At 70.2% G+C, this 18,650-nt stretch carries 16 protein-coding genes; 11 read left to right on the top strand and 5 right to left on the bottom strand.

The window, feature by feature from the left end; translation table 11 throughout:
- Positions 1 to 76 precede the first annotated feature (76 nt).
- Positions 77 to 538: a hypothetical protein gene (locus ACFY1L_RS15940; protein ID WP_388823659.1), complete on the bottom strand. Its 462-nt coding sequence runs from the start codon at positions 536 to 538 to the stop codon at positions 77 to 79.
- A gap of 174 nt (positions 539 to 712) precedes the next feature.
- Here ACFY1L_RS15940 and ACFY1L_RS15935 point away from each other — a divergent pair, with 174 nt between their 5' ends.
- The 8 genes from ACFY1L_RS15935 to ACFY1L_RS15900 all read left to right on the top strand — a co-directional run bounded on the left by ACFY1L_RS15935 (position 713) and on the right by ACFY1L_RS15900 (position 9,329).
- Positions 713 to 1,669 carry a CHRD domain-containing protein gene (locus ACFY1L_RS15935; protein ID WP_388823658.1) on the top strand — a complete coding sequence of 319 codons (957 nt, stop codon included), beginning with the start codon at positions 713 to 715 and terminating at the stop codon, positions 1,667 to 1,669.
- 169 nt (positions 1,670 to 1,838) lie between these two features.
- The gene (locus ACFY1L_RS15930) at positions 1,839 to 2,798 is read left to right on the top strand and encodes a DUF1996 domain-containing protein (protein ID WP_388823656.1); all 960 of its coding nucleotides are present in this window, start codon (positions 1,839 to 1,841) and stop codon (positions 2,796 to 2,798) included.
- Between the two features lie 101 nt (positions 2,799 to 2,899).
- Positions 2,900 to 3,472 carry a sigma-70 family RNA polymerase sigma factor gene (locus tag ACFY1L_RS15925; RefSeq protein ID WP_361260619.1) on the top strand — a complete coding sequence of 191 codons (573 nt, stop codon included), beginning with the start codon at positions 2,900 to 2,902 and terminating at the stop codon, positions 3,470 to 3,472.
- A complete protein-coding gene (locus ACFY1L_RS15920; protein WP_388823654.1) occupies positions 3,469 to 4,182 on the top strand; it encodes a zf-HC2 domain-containing protein in 714 nt (237 codons plus the stop codon). Before ACFY1L_RS15925 ends, ACFY1L_RS15920 begins: the two co-directional genes overlap by 4 nt.
- 378 nt (positions 4,183 to 4,560) lie before the next feature.
- A complete protein-coding gene (locus ACFY1L_RS15915) occupies positions 4,561 to 5,367 on the top strand; it encodes an SDR family oxidoreductase (protein ID WP_388824023.1) in 807 nt (268 codons plus the stop codon).
- A gap of 6 nt (positions 5,368 to 5,373) precedes the next feature.
- Positions 5,374 to 6,711: an NAD(P)/FAD-dependent oxidoreductase gene (locus ACFY1L_RS15910; RefSeq protein ID WP_388823652.1), complete on the top strand. Its 1,338-nt coding sequence runs from the start codon at positions 5,374 to 5,376 to the stop codon at positions 6,709 to 6,711.
- 90 nt (positions 6,712 to 6,801) lie between these two features.
- Positions 6,802 to 8,289: a cytochrome ubiquinol oxidase subunit I gene (locus tag ACFY1L_RS15905; RefSeq protein ID WP_388823650.1), complete on the top strand. Its 1,488-nt coding sequence runs from the start codon at positions 6,802 to 6,804 to the stop codon at positions 8,287 to 8,289.
- Positions 8,289 to 9,329 carry a cytochrome d ubiquinol oxidase subunit II gene (locus tag ACFY1L_RS15900; RefSeq protein ID WP_388823648.1) on the top strand — a complete coding sequence of 347 codons (1,041 nt, stop codon included), beginning with the start codon at positions 8,289 to 8,291 and terminating at the stop codon, positions 9,327 to 9,329. The genes ACFY1L_RS15905 and ACFY1L_RS15900 overlap by 1 nt, the downstream gene beginning before the upstream one ends.
- Positions 9,330 to 9,339: 10 nt before the next feature.
- Here the strand turns inward: ACFY1L_RS15900 and ACFY1L_RS15895 are convergent, their stop codons facing one another.
- From ACFY1L_RS15895 to ACFY1L_RS15880, 4 genes are all read right to left on the bottom strand, one after another.
- Positions 9,340 to 10,920: a GMC oxidoreductase gene (locus tag ACFY1L_RS15895; protein WP_388823646.1), complete on the bottom strand. Its 1,581-nt coding sequence runs from the start codon at positions 10,918 to 10,920 to the stop codon at positions 9,340 to 9,342.
- Between the two features lie 173 nt (positions 10,921 to 11,093).
- On the bottom strand, positions 11,094 to 11,609 hold the full coding sequence (locus ACFY1L_RS15890; protein ID WP_388823644.1) for a gluconokinase: 516 nt from the start codon (positions 11,607 to 11,609) through the stop codon (positions 11,094 to 11,096).
- The gene (locus tag ACFY1L_RS15885) at positions 11,606 to 12,550 is read right to left on the bottom strand and encodes a cyclase family protein (RefSeq protein ID WP_388823642.1); all 945 of its coding nucleotides are present in this window, start codon (positions 12,548 to 12,550) and stop codon (positions 11,606 to 11,608) included. The genes ACFY1L_RS15890 and ACFY1L_RS15885 overlap by 4 nt, the downstream gene beginning before the upstream one ends.
- 3 nt (positions 12,551 to 12,553) lie before the next feature.
- Complete coding sequence (locus ACFY1L_RS15880) at positions 12,554 to 14,380, bottom strand: glycoside hydrolase family 15 protein (RefSeq protein WP_388823640.1); 1,827 nt, start codon at positions 14,378 to 14,380, stop codon at positions 12,554 to 12,556.
- Between the two features lie 248 nt (positions 14,381 to 14,628).
- Here ACFY1L_RS15880 and ACFY1L_RS15875 point away from each other — a divergent pair, with 248 nt between their 5' ends.
- The 3 genes from ACFY1L_RS15875 (at position 14,629) to ACFY1L_RS15865 (ending at position 18,620) form a co-directional block, all read left to right on the top strand.
- Positions 14,629 to 15,582, top strand: a complete 954-nt coding sequence (locus ACFY1L_RS15875; protein WP_388823638.1) for a DUF389 domain-containing protein — start codon at positions 14,629 to 14,631, stop codon at positions 15,580 to 15,582.
- 217 nt (positions 15,583 to 15,799) lie between these two features.
- Complete coding sequence (locus ACFY1L_RS15870) at positions 15,800 to 16,720, top strand: aldose 1-epimerase family protein (RefSeq protein WP_388823636.1); 921 nt, start codon at positions 15,800 to 15,802, stop codon at positions 16,718 to 16,720.
- Between the two features lie 121 nt (positions 16,721 to 16,841).
- Positions 16,842 to 18,620, top strand: coding sequence for a cation:proton antiporter (locus ACFY1L_RS15865; protein ID WP_388823634.1), 1,779 nt, complete (start codon positions 16,842 to 16,844; stop codon positions 18,618 to 18,620).
- The last annotated feature ends 30 nt before the right edge of the window (positions 18,621 to 18,650 follow it).

Below are 18,650 nucleotides of genomic sequence, written 5' to 3'. Positions count from 1 at the left end.
GGCACGAAAACGCGGACGGCACGCGGGCCGTCGACCGGCGCTCGCGTGCCATCCGCGTACGAAGCGTTGGGTGCCCTCAGGTGTCGTTCCGCACGAGCTTGCCGTCCGCCCCCACGACGAACCACTGCCCGTCCAGGCCCTGCCCGTTGACGTCACCGGGCGCCGCGTCACCGACGTAGTAGTAGAGCGGCCAGCCGCCGTACGTCGTCTGCACCGCGCCGCCCGACTTCTTGGCCTCCTGGATCAGCGCGGACTTGACGCCCTTCCCGGCGGAGGCCTTCGCGCCGCCGGTCAACGCGGGCCACACGGCGATGCACTTGGCGTCGCAGTTGCTCGCGCCGCCCTTGTCCTTGGTGAAGGCGTACAGGGTCCGGCCCTCGCCGTCGACCAGGATGGAGCCGAGCCCGGAGTCCTTGACGGCGATGGCCTCGCTCTTGCCGCCGGACCCCTGGCCGGCGCCGCCGTCGTCCTTGCCCCCGCCGCAGGCGACCAGCCCCAGAGCCAGCGGTATCGCGATCAGAGCCGTCCGTGCGCGCATTGTGATGACCTCTCTCAGCCGTGAATTGGAGGGGGTCGCATCCCCGCGACCCACACGTGCCGAGTCGGTTTCGGGTTCAGTTTTCTTCTACGGCAATGGAATTGAACCGGTGACTGCGTCCGCTCGTGTTTCCGGCACTGCACCGGACCGAAAACCGAAACGACGGAGAAAACAATGCGCAAGCTCTCTCTCGCGGTGTCCGCAGCCGTGTTCGCCACCGGACTGCTCGCCACGTCCCCGGCACTTGCCCACGAGGGCCACGGCTCGCACGGCGCCATGGGCACATCGGAGTCGGCCACGGCCTCACCGCCGCCCGCCGTCTCCCCGAACGAACCCGCCGTCTCCCTCATCGCCCAGCTCTCCGGCGACCAGGAGGTGCCCGTCAAGGACGGCCCCGCTGTCGGCGACCCGGACGGCAAGGCCGTCGCGCTGGTCAAGGTCAAGGGCAACCGCATCACCTTCGCCCTCTCCTGGAACGGCATCGACCGCCCGACGCTGGGCCACATCCACCAGGGCGCCACGGGCACCAACGGCGATGTGAAGGTCGGTCTGTTCACCACTCCCATGCCGTCCACCGTGCAGTCCGCGGCCGGCCAGACCTCGGTGACCGACGCGGCGCTCGCCCGCCAACTGCGCACCGACCCGGCCGACTTCTACGTCAACCTGCACACCAAGGAGTTCCCCGGCGGTGCCGTCCGCGGTCAGTTGCGGCCGCTGGCCAAGCCCGTCAACCCGCTCAGCATCATCCGCGGCGGCAAGCTGCGCGCGCTCGCGGACGGCGGTCAGGAGGTGCCGACCGGCGACCCGAAGCGGGTCGGCGATCCGGACGGCCACGCGGTCACGTTCCTGTACCCCGGAAGCAGCCGGGTCGGCTACTCCGTGGCCTGGGTGAACATCGGCGAACCGCTCGCCGGTCACGTCCACCAGGGCACGCTGGGCCGCAACGGCGACGTGAAGATCCCGCTGTTCGTCACCCCGGTCCCGCAGAACATCTTCGCGATCTCCGGCACCGTGAGCGTCCAGGACCCCTCGGTGCTCGCCCAGATCAAGAAGTCCCCGACCGGCTTCTACGCCAACCTGCACACCGAGGAGTTCCCCGACGGAGCGGTCCGCGGTCAGCTCTTCCGCTGAACCGCCGTTCAACAAAAGGTGAACCACCGTTCAGTAACAGACGGCTTCCGGGCGAACGACCTTCAAGAATCAGTCATCGTTCCAAGCGAGACTTGATTGGTCTAGACGTTACTGCGACCCTGCTCGCGTGTGGATTCGACTCTTCCGTTCAAGAGCCCGTCTACTCCGGATGGTTCTGCCCGCGGCCGTCGGTGTGTCGGCCGTCCTGGGAGCCGGTCTCATCGTCGCCGGCCGTCCGTCCGCGGCCCAGGCCGTGCCGGCCGCCGACCGGTACGTCGACATCGCCTCGGTCGCCCGGGCCTCCTTGCCCGCCGTCCTGCCGGACGCCTCCACGGGTACGTACACCGAGGACTGCGGCCGCAACGAGAACGCCCACCGCAACGCGGACAACCTGGTGGTCTCACCCGGCGTCTCGGGCTCGGCCCACCATGTCCACGACTACGTGGGCAATGTGTCGACCACCGCCCTGTCCAGCAACGAGAGCCTGGCCGCCGCCCGCACCACCTGTGTCGGCGGCGACCGCTCCACGTACTACTGGCCGGTGCTGCGGCGGCTGGACCGGGCGGGGGCGGACGCCCACGCCCTGGGCGGCGGGACGGACGGCAACACCGGTGAGATCCTGACGCCGGCCTCGGCCGTGATCGAGTTCCGCGGCAACCCGGTGAGCAAGGTGGTCGCCATGCCCCGGTTCCTCCGGCTGGTCACCGGCGACCCGGTCGCGGTGATCGTGGGCGACGCCAACGTGCGTGCCCAGTGGGGCTGTTCCGGCTTCACGGACCGCTTCACGACCAGGTACACCCTGTGCCCGCAGGGCAGTGGGCCGACCCGCACCCTGGACTTCCCCAGCTGCTGGGACGGTCTGTCCACGGACAGCCCCGACCACCGTACGCATGTGGTGTTCCCGGCGGCCGACGGAGTCTGCCCGCACGCCACCTTCGCCGTGCCGCAACTGCGCATCACCCTCACGTACGCGCTGCCGCAGGGCACCCCGTACGCGGTGGACTCCTTCCCGGAGGAGAAGCGCGACCCGAAGACGGACCACGGCATGTTCATCGACGTCATGACGGACCGTCAGATGTCCGCACTGGTCGGCTGCCTCAACGAGGGCCGGCACTGCCGACCGGAGTGACGCCGGAGCCTGGCGTGAAAAAAGTTCCGAACTCGATCGAACCGACTCCGGCTGCCACCCGTGTACAGCGCGTCAGCTCAGGAGAGGACGGGAGAAAGTGGATGGCGGCGCTGTGGTCCCGCGCTCGGGACAAGCAGAGAACAAGCGACGAGGTACTGATCCGCTCCTTGTACGAGGAGCACGGCCGGGCCCTGCTCGCTTACGCCCAGCGGCTCACGGGTGACCATGCCGCCGCGGAGGACGTGGTCCAGGAGACCCTGATCCGGGCCTGGAAGAACCAGGAGGCCCTGGTCAACGGCAAGGGCTCGGTGCGCGGTTGGCTCCTCACCGTGGCCCGCAACATCATCACGGACCGGTTCCGGGCCAAGGCGGCGCGGCCGCAGGAGGTCGCCGAGTCCGTGAGCACCACCCCGGTGGAGAAGGACCACGCGGAGGGCGTGGTGGACTCGATGCTCGTCATGGAGGCCCTCGACCGGCTCTCCCCGGACCACCGGGACGTGCTCAACGAGATCTACTTCCAGGGTCGCAGCGTCGCCGAGGCGGCCGAGACTCTCGGAATACCTCCCGGGACCGTGAAATCCCGATCACACTATGCGTTGAAACAGTTGAGGGACCTGTACAGAGACAAACCGAAGACCGCGAAGCTCGTCGCGTTGAAGGAGGTGGCGGCATGAGCATCAAGGAGCACGACAGCGCACTGCTCGGCGCCTACGTCCTCGGCACGCTCGACGAGCGGGAAGTGCGAGCCGTGGACGAACACGTGGCCTCGTGCGACCGGTGCCGCGAAGAACTGGACGGATTGCGGGAGATGGAAGCGGCACTCGGTGAGGTGCCGCCGGAGGCGTTCCTCGACGGTCCGCCGGAGGGCGGCGATCTGCTGCTGCAGCGCACGATCAGGCAGGTGCGCAACGAACGCGACGGGGTGGAGCGCCGACGACGGACGGTCCTGGCCGCGGTCGCCGCGGTCGCTGCGGCCGCCGTACTGGGCGGCGGTGTGCTGATCGGCCGGCAGATGGGCGGAGACACCAGCTCGGTCGCGGACCCCCCGACGCCCTCGATCACGGCGACTGCCACCCCGCCCGTCGGTACCCGGCTCGCCTCGGGCACCAGCGCCTCGACGGGCAGCCGGATGACGGTACGGGTGACCCCGGCCGCGTCCTGGGTCCGGGTGAACGCCTCGGTGGCCGGCATCCCGGTGGGCGAGCACTGCCGCCTCATCGTGGAGAGCAAGGACGGCAAACGCGAGATCGCCGGCAGCTGGGTCGTCGCCGACGAGGACAAGGGCGCCAACCTCGACGGTTCGGCGGCCATTCCGATCGACGACGTCGCCAAGGTCCGGGTGGAGAACGACCAGGGCAAGGAATACGTCTCCCTGAAGGTCTGAAACCGAGCGATTCCGGCCGCGCAGAAACCCTGCGCGGCCGGTCCGCCCTGCGCCGAGGACAGGTACGGCCACACGTGGACGGCGGTGACATCCCGGTGCGGCGGGCCGCGGTGTACGAAGGCGGTTTGGGATCAGCTCGTAGCCCGATCGTATGACGTGCCCGGCCGAAGTGCGGCTGCCTTGCGCGCCGGTCAGTCCCACCCGCGACGCGGGGTGCTTTCGTCGGGGGGCCGGGTGTGCGACGGCTCCTGTGTCGGTCCTGACGGGTCGGCCGACGTCCAGCCGTTCTCCTGCGTCGTCCGGTTGCCGAGGGCGTCCGTCCGCAACGCAGAAGGAGAGATCGTGGTGACAGCAAACGTCAGCGAGAGGCGCAGGGCGATGCCCGCGCAGCTTCTCAGGGGCCAGAAGGCGCTGGTGACCGGTGCCAACTCGGGCATCGGCCTGGCGACCGCCGTCGCCCTGGGCCGGGCCGGAGCGGACGTGGTGGTGAACTACGTCGTCGGTGCGCACGAGGCAGAGAACGTCGTGAAGGAGATCGAGGGCTTCGGGGTCCGCGCCTACGCCCACGAGGCCGACGTGTCCGACGAGGACCAGGTGAACGCCATGGTCGCGCGGATGGTCGAGGAGTTCGGCACCATCGACATCATGGTGGCCAACGCGGGCCTGCAGCGGGACGCGGCCCTCACGGAGATGACGCTCGCCCAGTGGCAGAAGGTCATCGACGTCAACCTGACCGGCCAGTTCCTGTGCGCGCGGGAGGCCGCCAAGGAGTTCATGCGGCGCGGTGTGGTGGAGGAGGTCTCCCGTTCGGCGGGCAAGATCATCTGTATGAGCTCGGTCCACCAGGTCGTCCCGTGGTCGGGGCACGTGAACTACGCCTCCTCCAAGGGCGGTGTGGGCATGCTGATGCAGACCCTCGCCCAGGAGCTCGCTCCCCATCGGATCCGGGTCAACGCGGTCGCACCCGGCGCCATCCGCACGCCGATCAACCGCGATGCCTGGTCCACCCCCGAGGCCGAGGCCGACCTCCTGCGGCTGATCCCGTACCGCCGCGTGGGCGACCCGGACGACATCGCCAACGCCGTCGTCGCCATGGCGTCCGACCTGCTCGACTACGTCGTCGGGACCACCCTCTACGTCGACGGCGGAATGACGCTCTTTCCCGGCTTCGCCACCGGAGGCTGATCTCCGGTGGAGGATCACGTCACGCCCCGCCGGGTGGTCGTCCTCGGCGGAGGGTTCGCGGGGCTGTTCGCCGCCCGCGCACTGCGGAGGTCACCGGTCGCGGTAACCGTGGTCGACCGCCGAGCCCACCACCTCTTTCAACCGCTGCTGTACCAGTGCGCCTCCGGGATCCTGTCCGAGGGACAGATCGCACAGCCGCTGCGCGGGGTCCTGCGACGCCACCACAACGTGAGCTGCGTGCTCGCCGAGGCCACGGACGTGGATGCCGGCGCCCGGCTGGTCCACGCCCGGCGACCCGAGGGCGGAACCGTCGTGCTGCCGTACGACGAACTGATCGTCGCGGTGGGCATGCGTCAGTCCTACTTCGGGCACGACGAGTTCGCCGCGCACGCCCCCGGCATGAAGACCCTGGACGACGCGCTCGACATCCGCCGACGTATCTACCGGGCGTTCGAGATGGCCGAAACGGCCGCGGACGACCGGGAACGGCAGCAATGGCTCACCTTCGCGCTCGTCGGCGCCGGGCCGACCGGTGTCGAACTCGCGGGACAGATCCGGGAGATCGCCGGCCACACACTCGAGCGGGAGTTCCGGACGATTGATTCCGCCAAGGCCCGGGTGCTGCTGTTCGAGGGGTCCGACGCGGTGCTGGGTGCGTTCGGTCCTCGACTGGCTCACCGCGCGGCCCGAACCCTGCAGGGTCTCGGGGTGGAGCTCCACCTCGGCACGACGGTCACCGACATCGATGCTCACGGCCTGACCGTAAAAGACCATGACGGCAAGGCGACCCGGTTCGACGCACGCACCGTCCTGTGGACGGCGGGAGTCGAGGCGCCGCCCATCGCAGCCGCGCTGGCCAGGGCAACCGGTGCCGAACAGGACCGGGCCGGACGCATCCTCGTCGAACCCGACCTCACCGTCCCGGGCCATCCGGAGATCCGCGTCACGGGCGACGTGATGAGCCTGAACAGGCTGCCGGGCCTGGCCGAGGTCGCCATGCAGTCCGGTGCGTACGCGGGTCGGAGCGTGCGCCACGCAGTCGAAGGCAGGACGAAGAAACCGAAGCCCTTCAAGTACATGGATCTCGGCAGCGCCGCCTACATCGCCCGCGGCCGGGCCGTGGTCAAGGTCGGCCCGCTGCATCTGTCGGGCTTCACCGGCTGGCTGGTCTGGCTCTTCATCCACCTGGCGTTCCTCACCGGCTTCCGCAGCAGGCTGGGAGCCGTGCTCAGCTGGTCCGTCGCCTTCGCCACCGGCTCGCGCCGCGAACGCGCCTTCACCATGCCCGACACCGGCGTGTCGGCGGCCCGGGCGGGCGGCCCGGGGGCATCTCCGCCTCCCTGACGGGCCCCGGCCGATCCGCTACGGGCGCCCCTTCGCGTCCTGTCCCTCCTCAGCCCCGCCACCCCCACAGGGCAGACCATCGAGGCGCACATGCTCAGCACCGTCGGCTTTCTGGCGAACAGCACCCCGGACCAACTCCTGCCGGCACGAGAGTTGATGGCCTTCACCCTGGCCTCGCACATCCTGCTGGTCCCGTTCGGCGTCGCACTGCCGCTCATCACGTTGCTCATGCACCACCGGGCGCTCCGCCGCAACGACCCCGTCGCCCTCACACTCGCCCGGCGCTGGTCGGCGGTGATGGCCGTCCAGTTCGCCATCGGCATCATCACCGGCACCGTGCTGTCCTTCGAGTTCGGCCTGCTGTGGCCCGGCATGATGGGCCGCTGGGGAGACGTCTTCGGCCTCGGGTTCGGCGTCGAGGCGTGGGCGTTCTTCCTGGAAGCCGTCCTGATCGCGATCTACCTCTACGGCTGGCGCCGGCTCAAGCCCTGGACCCACTTCTGGCTGGCCGTGCCGCTGCCGCCGGTCGCCCTGATGGGGGCGTTCGGCATCATCGCGGCCAACTCCTGGATGAACACCCCGCAGGGGTTCCGCCTGGACGCCCACGGCAATCCCGTCGACGTCGGCGTGCGGCAGGCGGTCTTCACACCGATGTTCGGCCCGGAGTACTGGCACTTCGTGGTCGCGATGCTCATGACCGCCGGCTACGTGGTCGCCGGTGTCTACGCGGTCGGCTGGCTGCGCGGGCGCCGTGACCGCTACCACCGGCTCGGCTTCACCGTGCCGTTCACCGTCGCCGCGATCCTCACCCCGATCCAGTTCATGCTCGGCGACTCCGCCGCTCGCGCCGTCTTCCACAAGCAGCCGGTCAAGTTCGCCGCCCTGGAGGTCGTCTGGAAGACCGACACCCATGTGCCCGAGTACATGTTCGGGCGGCTGAACACCAACGGAACCATCTCCGGCGGACTCAAGATCCCTCAGCTGGACTCGATCCTCGCAGGCTTCAAGCCCAGCACCCAGGTGATCGGGCTGACGTCGGTGCCGGCCGCCGACCGCCCCACCGCCGTCCAGGCCACCATCGCCCACTGGGCCTTCGACATCATGGCCACCATCGGCAGCGTGCTCATCCTGCTCGCGCTCTGGTACGCCTGGGCCTGGTTGCGGCACCGGGACAACCCCGGCAGCCGTTGGTTCTACCGCTGTGCCGCGCTCGCGGGAGTCGCCTGCCTGTTCACCGTCGAGTGCGGGTGGATCACCACGGAGGTCGGCCGTCAGCCCTGGATCGTCTACCAGTACATGAAGGTCTCGGAGGCGGTGACCAGCACCCGTGCCGGATCGCTGTGGGCGATGCTCGGCATCGTCATCGTCGTGTACGTGGCCGTTTTCGGCTCGTTCCTCGCGGTCGTCCTGAAGATGCGTACCCGCTGGCGCATCGCCGACGAGGGCTCGGCCGCCGCGCGCGCCGAACTGCCACCGGAGACCGACACCCCCTACGGGCCCCGGAGCGAGCCCGAGCCCACAACCGCCGGCACCGTGTCCGGTGGCGGATCCGACCACACCCCTGGCGGTGCGTCGTAATGGCCGAATTCATCGCATGGGTGCTGGTGCTCGCCATCGCCGCCTACGCCTGCGCCGGAGGCACCGACTACGGCGCGGGCTTCTGGGACCTCCTGGCCGGCGGCCCGGAGCGCGGCAAGCGGCCCCGCTGGCTGATCGACCACGCCATGGCACCGGTCTGGGAGGCCAACAACGTCTGGTTGATCTTCGTCCTGGTCATCATGTGGACCGGCTTCCCGACGATGTTCCAGGCCGTCTTCTCCGCGATGTGGCTCCCGCTCGCCCTCGCCGCCGTCGGTCTGGTCCTGCGCGGCGCCGGGTTCGCCCTGCGCAAGCCGACCCGCCGCCTGGCCCAACAACGGATCTACGGCGCGATGTTCGCCGTCTCGTCACTGATGACGCCGTTCTTCCTCGGGGCGGTGCTCGGCGGCATCGCCTCCGGCCGGGTCGAGGTCGGCACGACCGCCTCCGCGGACGCCTGGGCCAACGGAACCTCCGTCCTCACGGGTCTGCTGGCCATCGCCGCCACCGCCTTCCTCGGAGCGGTCTTCCTCTGCTCCGACGCCCTGCGGTTCGGCGCGCTCGATCTCGTCGACTACTTCCGCGTACGGGCGCTGTGTGCCTTGGGTGCCATTGTGGTCCTCGCGCTCATCGCCCTGCCCGTCACGCACGATGACGCCCGCTACGTCTGGGACGGCCTCACCGGGGGCTGGGGCCTGCTGCTGATCATTCTGGCCGCGGTCTGCGGTCTGGCCACGGTGTTGCTTCTGCTGCGCCGGTCCCACGGCTGGTCCCGCTACACCTCGGTGGCGAGCGTGGCCCTGGTCGTCGGCGCCTGGGGCTTCGCGCAGCGGCCCTACGTGCTGCCCACCTCGCTGACGGTGACCGAGGCGGCCGGGGCCACCCACACCCTGCGCTGGCTGGTGATCGTCACCGCCATCGCGATCGTGCTGGTCGGTCCGGCGCTGGTACTGCTCTACCGGCTCGACACGATGGGTGAGCTGGAGGAGCTCACCGACGCCGACACCCGGGCCGCCAGAGCGTCCGGCGACAACGCGTAGCGGCCCCCGGTCAGCTCAGCCGGGCGGCGATGTGGTCGCCGACCCGCAGGGCGTTGGCGATGGCGGTCAGTGACGGGTTCACCGCGCCGATGCTGGGGAAGAAGCTGGTGTCCACGACGTAGAGGTTGTCGAGGTCGTGGGCCTTGCAGTTGACGTCCAGGGCCGAACTGCGTGGGTCGTCGCCGAACCGCACGGTGCCGGCCTGGTGTGCGGTGGCGCCGATCGGCATGCCCTTGTGCAGGTAGATGCTGTGATCCAGCAGATGGTGCTCGTGCATGCCCAGGTGCCCGAGCATCCCCCGCAGCTTGTGCTGGAGGCGCTTCAACCCGGCGATGTTGTTCTTCTCGTCGAGGGCCAGGTGGATGGCGCCGTCCTTGTCGAGGGTGACCCGGCTCTCGGGCAGCGGAAGGTCCTCTCCGCAGAGCCAGAAGTCGACGGCGTGGTGGGCCAGTACCTCGAAGGGCATGTCGGGCATGACGGCACCGGCCCAGCGCGGAGCCTCGCCGTGGATCTGGTCGGCGTCCGACTTGCCGAGCATCTGGATGCCGCCGAGCGGAAACTCCCAGTCGTCCGCGCCCAGGTACCAGTCGTTCAGCGCCAGGGTCTTCTGGAAACTGGTGGGGTTCGGTTCCTTCGACACCGCCATCAGCGCCAGGTTGTTGTGCCGCATGTAGTGGCGACCCACCACGTCCGAGCTGTTGGCCAGACCGGCGGGGTGTTTGTCGCTGGCCGAACGCAGCAGCAGAACGGCGGAGTTGACCGCGCCGGCGGCCACCACCACGATGTCCGCGCTGAATTCCTCGGTCGCTCCGTTGCCGAGTTCGGCGACGACCCTGGTGACGGTGCGTCCGGTCGGGTCGGTCTCCAGGCGCTGCACATCGGCGTTGGTCACCATCGTGACGTTCTCGTACTTCAGCGCCGGGTCGACGCAGATCACCTGCGCGTCGGACTTGGCGCCCACCAGGCAGGGGAAGCCGTCGACCCGGTCGCAGCGGATGCAGACGCTGTCGTGGGTGGCCCGGCCGTGCTCGTCCTGAGTGAGGTTCACACCGATCGGCAGGTGGAAGGGGTGCAGACCGGCCTTGCCCAGATCGTCGCTGAGCTGCTGGATGCGCGCCTCGTGCTCGACCGGCGGGTAGGCGTACTGCGCGCTGGTCGGCCCTCCGGTGGGGTCCTCGCCGTGCCGGCCGTGCACCAGGTAGAGGTGCTCGGCCTGGGTGTAGTACGGCTCCAGGTCCTCGTAACGGATCGGCCAGGCCGGAGAGATGCCGTCGTGGTGGCGCAGTTCACCGAAGTCCTCGGGCCGGAGCCGGAAGAGCGCGGCGCCGTAGAACTTGGTGTTGCCCCCGACGTAGTAATTGACCTCCGGCGGGAACTGGTTGCCGTGCTTGTCGTACCAGAACTCCGGGGCACGGTACCTGCCTTTGACGAAGACGGCGGTGGAGTCCCAGTTGTCCCGCTCCCGCGGCAGGTAGCCGCCGCGTTCCAGGATCAGGATCCGCTTGCCGGAGGGGGCCAGCCGGTGGGCGAGCGTGCCGCCGCCCGCTCCCGTACCGATGACGATGACGTCGTAGTGCTGATCGTCGGCCATGAGAGGGTCCCGTTCTAGGAGTCGTCGGCTGTCCTGGCCGGAGCGCCCGTCCGGGGGGCTCCGGGCTGTGCTGTTCCGCACGGACATTCGCGCATTCGGGACATTCAGCGCCAATTCCCAAACTATCGGGTGGGTCGGTCGGCGGCGACCGGGCGGAGTCGATCAGGCGCCCGTCACTTCACGGCCCGGACGGCGCGCACCGCCTGGTCGACGAGGGTCTGCGGGTCGGCCTGCGCGTCCACGGTCAGGCCGGGCTCGTCGGGGCGCAGCGGTTCCAGGGCGGCGTACTGGGAATCCACCAGCCGGGCGGGCATGAAATGGCCCACACGGCCTGTGACCCGTTGGTCGGCGATCGCGCGGTCCAGCGCCAGATACAGGAACCACACGCGTGCGCCTGCCCTGCGCAACTCGTCCCGGTACTCGTGCTTGAGGGCCGAGCAGGCCACCACCCCGCCCTGTCCGGCGTCTGTCGCCTCGCGGATCCATGCGGCGACGGACCGCAGCCACGGGCGGCGATCCTCGTCGTCGAGTGGGCGACCCGCGGCCATCTTGGCGCGGTTCGCGGCCGGGTGGACGTCGTCCGCCTCCAGGAAGGGCACCATGAGCCGCTGCGCGAGCAGCAGTCCCACGGTGGACTTGCCCGATCCCGAGACACCCATGACCACCACGACGGAGGGTGCCGGGGTCACAGGACGGCAATCGGATTGACCGGCGAGCCGGTGGCGTCCGGCAGCCTCAGTGGGGCGATCACGCAGAGGAAGGACCAGCGTCCCTCCGCCTCGCAGACCGGTGCCAGGTCCTCGAACTGCAGGTAGTCCAGCAGGTGCAGGCCCATGGCCTGGACCGCCAGCACATGCACGGGAAAGTCGACGCCCTCGGTGGAACTCGGGGCCGTGTCGTTGTTGCCGTCGCCGCCGAGCACGGCGACCCGCCGGTCGGCGAGGAACTCCAGTGCCGACGGGTGGAGTCCGGCGCGCTCACGCGCCGCGTGCCACGGCCCGAGTTCGGCACGGCGTCGGCGATGGCCGACGCGGACGAACAGGAGGTCGCCCTCGGTCACGCGGACGTGCTGGGCGGATTCGGCCGCGGTGAGGTCGCCGACCGTCACGTGATCACCCGGTTCGAGCCAGGGCACGCCGCGCAGCCGCGCGATGTCCAGCAGCACGCCGCGCCCCACGATCCCGTCGCGCGCCGCCTCGACCGAGAGCGCCGTGGCCCCGTCCGCCGTGACGCTGCTCGCGGACACGCCGCCGTGCAGGGTGCCGTCGTAGATCACGTGGCAGAGGGCATCGAGGTGGCTGTCGGCGTCGCCGTGCACGTTCATCGCGAAGCTGTCCCTCGCGAAGTGGAGCCCGCTGGACGTGTCTTCGTCCGGCCGGCCGCTCATCCGGTGCTTCGCGGGCTCCGGATTGTCCGGGCCGGGCAGTGTCTCCACCGGCGCGGCGAGCGTCACCGTCCGGCCCGTCCGCACCTCGCGGGTGGCGGCCACCACCCGGGCGGGAGTGAGCGCTTCCAGGGCGCCCCGGTCCCCAGAGGCCCAGGCGGCGCGGGAGAGCAGGTGCCGGTGGAGCACACCGAACTCGTCCTTGGTCAGCCGTGGCGGTCCGGCCGGACGGGCACGGGTGGTCATGGGTCAGCGCCCTTGCTCCGCGTCGAGCGCCTGGTCGAGGGTGGTGGCCGCCATGATGAGCGACAGATGCGTGAACGCCTGCGGGAAGTTGCCCAGTTGCTCCCCGGTCGGACCGACCTCCTCGGCGAAGAGCCCGACGTGGTTGGCGTAGGTCTGCATCTTCTCGAAGGTGTAGCGGGCCTGGGGCAGTCGCCCCGCCCGGGCCAGCGCGTCGACGTAGAGGAAGGTGCACAGACTGAAGGTGCCCTCCGAGCCGCGCAGCCCGTCGGGGGATGCCGCCGGGTCGTAGCGGTAGACGAGGCTGTCGGAGACGAGCTTGCGGTCCATGGCGGCGAGGGTGGAGAGCCAGGCCGGGTCCTTCGGGGCGATGAACGAGACCCTCGGCATGAGCAGGAGGGAGGCGTCCAGGACGTCGCCGCCGTAGTGCTGGACGAAGGCGCCCTCCTGCTCGCTCCAGCCGCGTTCCATGACCTGTTCGAGGATGGCGTCCCTGGCGCTGCGCCACTTGTCCAGGTCGGCGGGCCTGCGGTAGTGCTCGGCCAGGCTGAGCCCCTGGTCGAAGGCGACCCAGGACATCACCCGGCTGTAGGTGAAGTCCTGGCGGCCGCCGCGGGTCTCCCAGATGCCCTCGTCCGGCCGGTCCCAGTGGTCGGCGAGCCAGTCCAGCGTCCTGGCCATCGTCTTCCATGCCCGGTAGGTGGCCTGCGGCCCGATCTCGCGGCCCTGGGACAGCGCGTAGAGGGCCTCGCCGTAGATGTCCAGCTGGAGTTGGTCGGCGGCGCCGTTGCCGATGCGGACGGGGTAGGAGCCCCGGTAGCCCTCGAAGTGTTCGAGTGTCTCCTCCGGCAGGTCGGGGTTGCCGTCGATCCGGTACATCGTCTGGAGCGGCTCCTCCTCCTTGCCCTCGCGCTCGTGCAGTCTGCCGACGAGCCAGTGGACGAAGGCGGTGGCCTCCTCGACGAAACCCAGGTCCAGCATGGCCCGCACGGACAGCGCGCCGTCGCGTACCCAGGTGAACCGGTAGTCCCAGTTGCGCTCTCCGCCGACCTGTTCGGGCAGGCCCATGGTGGCCGCCGCGACGAGGGCGCCGGTCGGGGCGTAGGTGAGGAGCTTGAGGGTGATGACCGAACGGTGCACCAGTTCGGGCCAGCGGCCCCGGTACCGGGACTGGCGCAACCATGTCTGCCAGAAGAGGCCGGTGTCGTCGACCTGTGCGGTGAGCCCTTCGACGGTGGGGGGCGCGGGTGCCTCGCCGCCGGACGCGCAGACGGTGAACACGGCGCCGCCGTACTCGCCGGCGCTCAGCGTCACCCGGCCGCGTACGTCCTGGCCGTCCCGCTCGAGCGGGAAGGAGGTCTGCAGATGCGCGTCCATCCCCGGCGACCGGAACAGGCCGCTCTTCTCGCCCTCGCCGAGCTCCAGCCGGTGCTCGGCCCGGCCGTAGTCGAAGCGCGGCCGGCACTCGAGTGTGAAGTCGACGGTCCCCCGCACGGCACGCACGACGCGTATCAGGGTGTGCCGGTCGGTGGCGGTGCCGGTCCGGTCCGGAGGCATGAAGTCGACCACCTCGCCCACCCCGTCCGGTGACATGAACCGGGTCACCAGAATGGCTGTGTCGGGGTAGTAGAGCTGCTTGCACGTCAGGTCGGGGTGTTCGGGGGCCAGCCGCATGTACCCGCCACCGTCGTGGTCGAGCAGGGCGGCGAAAATGCTGGGCGAGTCGAACCGGGGAGCGGCGAACCAGTCCACGACACCCTGCGAGGAGACGAGCGCGGCGGTCTGCAGGTCGCCCACCAGGCCGTGTTCGGCGATGGGAGGGTAGCGATCCATGGTTGCTCCGAAAAGTCGGAAAGATCCCCTGAGTCCACTATGGGCCAATCGGGTGGTCCTTGCGCGTCGGAAGTGACCGGAGTGACCGGAGTGACCGGGGATGCCGGTGCCCGAGCAGCGCACCCGGCTTGCCGACCCCCACCCACCGGGCGTTACTTACTGGAGTCAGCCGGTCGCAAGCGGGCAGCTCCGGCGCTCGGGCACCGTGGCGCCGCGATGGCGCAGTCGGCGAGCGAAGGAGGTGGTGCATGGAGATGATCCACGTCCGGCTGGTGAGCCCCGCTGATCTCACCCCCCGGGCGGTCGGGCTGCTGACCGACGACCGCTATGTCTTCAACCTGGTCGTCCTTGCCGAACTGGCGCACAACCCCGACGGCGACGCGATCGAGTGCGACATCCTGGCCGGTGCGGCCAACGGCGTGCTGCGCGGTCTGCGCGAGCTGGAACTCGACCGCCGCGGATCCATCGTCATCGAACCGGTCGAGATGGCCTTCTCCGGCACAGCGGCCGAAGCCGAGCAGCAGCAGCTCGGGGCGCTCGCGCACGCGCCGGTCTGGGAGGAGGTCGAAGCGCGGATTCGCGCCGAGGGCACCTATCTGCCGAGTTTCTACGTCTACCTGGTCATCGCAGGCGTCATCGGGGCGGTGGGAATCATCACCAACTCCCAGATCCTGATCGTCGCGGCGATGGTCGTAGGACCGGAGTACGGCGCCATCACCAGCGTCGCACTGGGCATCGACCGCGCCAACGGCACCAGGATCCGCCAGGGCCTGTTCGCCCTGACCGCGGGATTCCTGCTGGCCATCCTCGTGACCTTCCTGTTCTCGTGGGCGGTCCGGGGCCTCGACTTTCAACCCGAGGCATTCGAGCTGGGCTTCAGGCCCGTCTCCACACTGATCGACGCCCCCAACGCCTTCTCCGTCGTCGTCGCGGTGCTGGCCGGCATCGTCGGGATCATGTCCCTGACCCAGGCCAGGACGAGCGCTCTGCTCGGCGTCTTCATCTCGGTCACCACCATCCCGGCCGCCGCCGACATCGGCGTCTCCTGCGCGTTCTCCAGCTGGAGCGAGGCGCGCGGATCCCTGGTCCAGCTCCTGCTCAACATCGTGCTGCTGATCCTGGTGGGCGTGCTCATGATCAGATTCCAACGGGCCGTCTGGCGGCGCATCGGCCGTCGCGACGGGCCCGCGGGCAGCGCGTGACGCCACCGTCCGGGAGCCGCCACGAGCGCCCTTGCGTCGACCGCCGCCCGCTCCTGTGGCCTCAGCGGGCGAACCTGCCCGGCGATCGCGCCGACAGGAACGTGTCGTGCTTGACCGGGCCCAACAGGGGCCGCACGCTCCCGACGGGAGGCCGGAACCGCAGGCCACCACTACGCCGGTGTCCGAAGGACGGCCGAGCGGACCGAGGAGGCCACGCGTGCAGGAGAGCCGCACCGGACGGCAACTGACCCTTCGTCACGGCCCGCACCGTGCCGTTGTCGTCGAGCTCGGCGCGGCCCTTCGGTCGTACGCGGTCGGTGAGCGCACCGTGATCGACGGATTCGCCGAACAGGACCGGATCACCGGCGGACGCGGCCAGATCCTGGTGCCGTGGCCCAACCGGATCCGCGACGGCCGCTACCCCTGGGACGGGCAGGATCTGCAGCTGCCGCTCACCGAGCCGACCGGCGGAAACGCCATCCACGGGCTGCTCCGGTGGGTTGCCTGGCAGGTCGTGGAGGCGAGCGGCAGCCGCGCCGTCCTGGAGGTTCCGCTGTGGCCGCAGCCGGGCTACCCGTTCCACCTCCACGTCCGCGCCGAGTACTCCCTGGGCGAGAGCGGGCTCGAAGTCGCCGTCACCGCGCGCAACCTTGACGCGAGCGCCGCACCGTACGGCTTCGGCCAGCATCCCTACGTCACCGCGGGCACCGCCGTCGTCGACCAGGCGGTGCTGACCGTCCCCGCACACGCATGGCTGCGCACCGATGAGCGCGGCCTGCCGGTGGCCGCCGAGCCGGTCGCCGGGAGCGAGTACGACCTGCGCACGCCCCGAGCTGTCGGTGCGCTCCGGCTGGACACCCCTTTCGGCGACCTCGACCGGGACGCGGACGGTCGGGCCGTGGTGCGCCTGGCCCACCCGTCGGGTGCGTTCGGCACGGACGTGTGGCTCGGTGAGGGCGCCGACTACGTGCAGCTCTACACCGGCGACACCCTCCCGCCGGGGGAGCGCCGTCGTGCGGTCGCCATCGAGCCGATGACCTGCCCGCCCGACGCCTTCCGCAGCGGCACCGGGCTCGTCGGCCTCGGCCCCGGCGAGCAGCACACCGTCCGCTGGGGGATCGCCCCGTGGGGGGAGTGACGATGCCGTCACGGCGCCCGGCAGTCACACGGCACTCGGCGGAGGTCTGACCCGGCCGGTCACGCAGCCGGTCGGCAGGAGCACCCGCTCGTCCCACCACCCCGCACCGAAAGGGCCGAATGTGACGACGAACCAGGTGCTCATCGGCGTGGGCGTGATCCTGGTCCTGGCCGTCGGATCGCAGATCCTGGCCGGCCGCCTGCACATCCCCGCCCTCATCGTCCTGCTGCCGGTCGGCTTCTGCGCCGGCGCGCTGATCGACGACGTCGCCCCCGAGCAGCTCCTGGGCACTGCGTTCTCACCGCTGGTGTCGCTGGCCGTGGCCGTGATCCTCTACGACGCGGGCCTCGGGCTGGACCTGGCGAGGCTGACGGGCCACACCCGTCGCGTCGTCGTCCGGCTGATCTGCATCGGTGTCCCTGTCACCGGACTGCTCGGCTCGCTCCTCGCCGCGCCGCTGCTGGGAATGTCCTCACGGGCAGCCGTCATGATCGGCGCGATCCTCGTGGTCTCGGGGCCGACGGTGGTCGGACCGCTGCTCAGCTTCGTGCGGCCGAAGGACCGCCTCCAGCACATCCTGATCTGGGAAGGCTCCCTCATCGACCCGGTCGGCGGCGTCCTGGGAGCGCTGGTCTTCCACGCGGTCGTGGCCGGCTCGCACCACCACCTCGGCAGTGGGGTGGGGCATTTCCTCGCCAGCATGGGCATCGGAGTGGCCGGTGGAGCGGTCGGCGCGGCTCTGCTGTGGGTGCTGTTCCGGGTGCTGCGGCTCGGCGAGGTCCTCGGGACCACGGCGCAGCTTGCCGCGGTGATCGGTGTCGCGGCGTTCTGCGATGTCCTGCGCGACGACACGGGACTCATCGCCGCCGTGGTGATGGGCCTGGCCGTCGCCAACCTCCCCGGCATGGACGTACCCGCGCGTCGGCCGTTCTTCGAGACCCTGGTGAGCCTGATCCTCGGCCTGCTCTTCATCTCGATCTCGGCCACCGTCACCCCGCACTCGCTGCGCCATGTGTGGCTGCCCGCGCTCGGGCTCGCCGCCTTTCTGGTACTGGTCGTCAGGCCGCTGGTCGCGGTCGTGTCCACCCTCCGCACCGACCTGACACGCAGTGAGCGGGGCTTCGTCGGCTGGATGGCGCCGCGCGGCATCGTCGCGGCCGCCACGGCTTCGACGTTCTCGGCCGACCTGGTGGCCCAGGGGATCGGCGGCGCCTCGAAGATCCTTCCGGCCACGTTCGTGGTCATCGTCGCGACCGTGACGCTCTACGGCCTGACCGCCTCGCCCGTCGCCCGACGCCTGGGCGTGGTGCGCCCGTCCCGCTCGCGGCCCCTGCTGGTCGGCGGCGACCCCTGGGTGGTCGACCTGGGCGTGGCCCTGAAGTCGGCAGGGCTGGAGGTGCTGATGTGGGCAGGCGAAGAGGAACAACGTGAACGCATCCGGCAGGCCGGGATCGAGCTTGCGCCCGGTGAACTGCTGGGCGCCGTCACGGGTGGGGCCGCCGAGCTGGAGGGCATCACGGCGATGTACCTTCTCACCGCCGAGGACGACTTCAACGCACTCGCGGCAATGCTTCTGCGAGGCAGCGTGGAGGGCACGGTCCACCGACTCAACGCACCGGCCGACAGCCAGGGCGTAGTGGCGCCTTACATCGGCGGTGAGGTTCTGTTCGGCCCGGACCTGACCTGGCCGACGTTCTCCCGCAGATACGAGGACGGGGCAGCCGTCCTGGGGCAGCCCGCGGACGACGCCCTGCGGCCAGGCAGCGATCTGCTGTTCCTCGTGCGCCGGGACGGCCGCCTCGACCCGGTCACGGAAGCCGGCCCGCTCCTTCCCCGGCCGGGGGACACGGCCGTCCTGCTGACCCCGGGAAACAGGAACGGACAGGCAAAGATCAACTGATGCCGTCTGCAGGCAGCCGCGCAACACTCC

It is taken from the genome of Streptomyces sp. NPDC001663 (assembly GCF_042893105.1).
Lineage (GTDB): Bacteria > Actinomycetota > Actinomycetes > Streptomycetales > Streptomycetaceae > Streptomyces.
The sequence above is the reverse complement of the archived record's forward strand: the minus strand, read 5'-3'. Positions and strand labels throughout refer to the sequence as shown.

What these genes read in the sequence shown, in the direction of transcription:
- ACFY1L_RS15875 (WP_388823638.1), top strand. Translation starts at nt 14,629, where the DNA reads ATGGAGATGATCCACGTCCGGCTGGTGAGCCCCGCTGATCTCACCCCC.
- ACFY1L_RS15935 (WP_388823658.1), top strand. Translation starts at nt 713, where the DNA reads ATGCGCAAGCTCTCTCTCGCGGTGTCCGCAGCCGTGTTCGCCACCGGA.
- ACFY1L_RS15915 (WP_388824023.1), top strand. Translation starts at nt 4,561, where the DNA reads ATGCCCGCGCAGCTTCTCAGGGGCCAGAAGGCGCTGGTGACCGGTGCC.
- ACFY1L_RS15900 (WP_388823648.1), top strand. Translation starts at nt 8,289, where the DNA reads ATGGCCGAATTCATCGCATGGGTGCTGGTGCTCGCCATCGCCGCCTAC.
- ACFY1L_RS15940 (WP_388823659.1), bottom strand. Translation starts at nt 538, where the DNA reads ATGCGCGCACGGACGGCTCTGATCGCGATACCGCTGGCTCTGGGGCTG.
- ACFY1L_RS15880 (WP_388823640.1), bottom strand. Translation starts at nt 14,380, where the DNA reads ATGGATCGCTACCCTCCCATCGCCGAACACGGCCTGGTGGGCGACCTG.
- ACFY1L_RS15895 (WP_388823646.1), bottom strand. Translation starts at nt 10,920, where the DNA reads ATGGCCGACGATCAGCACTACGACGTCATCGTCATCGGTACGGGAGCG.
- ACFY1L_RS15930 (WP_388823656.1), top strand. Translation starts at nt 1,839, where the DNA reads ATGGTTCTGCCCGCGGCCGTCGGTGTGTCGGCCGTCCTGGGAGCCGGT.
- ACFY1L_RS15905 (WP_388823650.1), top strand. Translation starts at nt 6,802, where the DNA reads ATGCTCAGCACCGTCGGCTTTCTGGCGAACAGCACCCCGGACCAACTC.
- ACFY1L_RS15920 (WP_388823654.1), top strand. Translation starts at nt 3,469, where the DNA reads ATGAGCATCAAGGAGCACGACAGCGCACTGCTCGGCGCCTACGTCCTC.
- ACFY1L_RS15925 (WP_361260619.1), top strand. Translation starts at nt 2,900, where the DNA reads ATGGCGGCGCTGTGGTCCCGCGCTCGGGACAAGCAGAGAACAAGCGAC.
- ACFY1L_RS15885 (WP_388823642.1), bottom strand. Translation starts at nt 12,550, where the DNA reads ATGACCACCCGTGCCCGTCCGGCCGGACCGCCACGGCTGACCAAGGAC.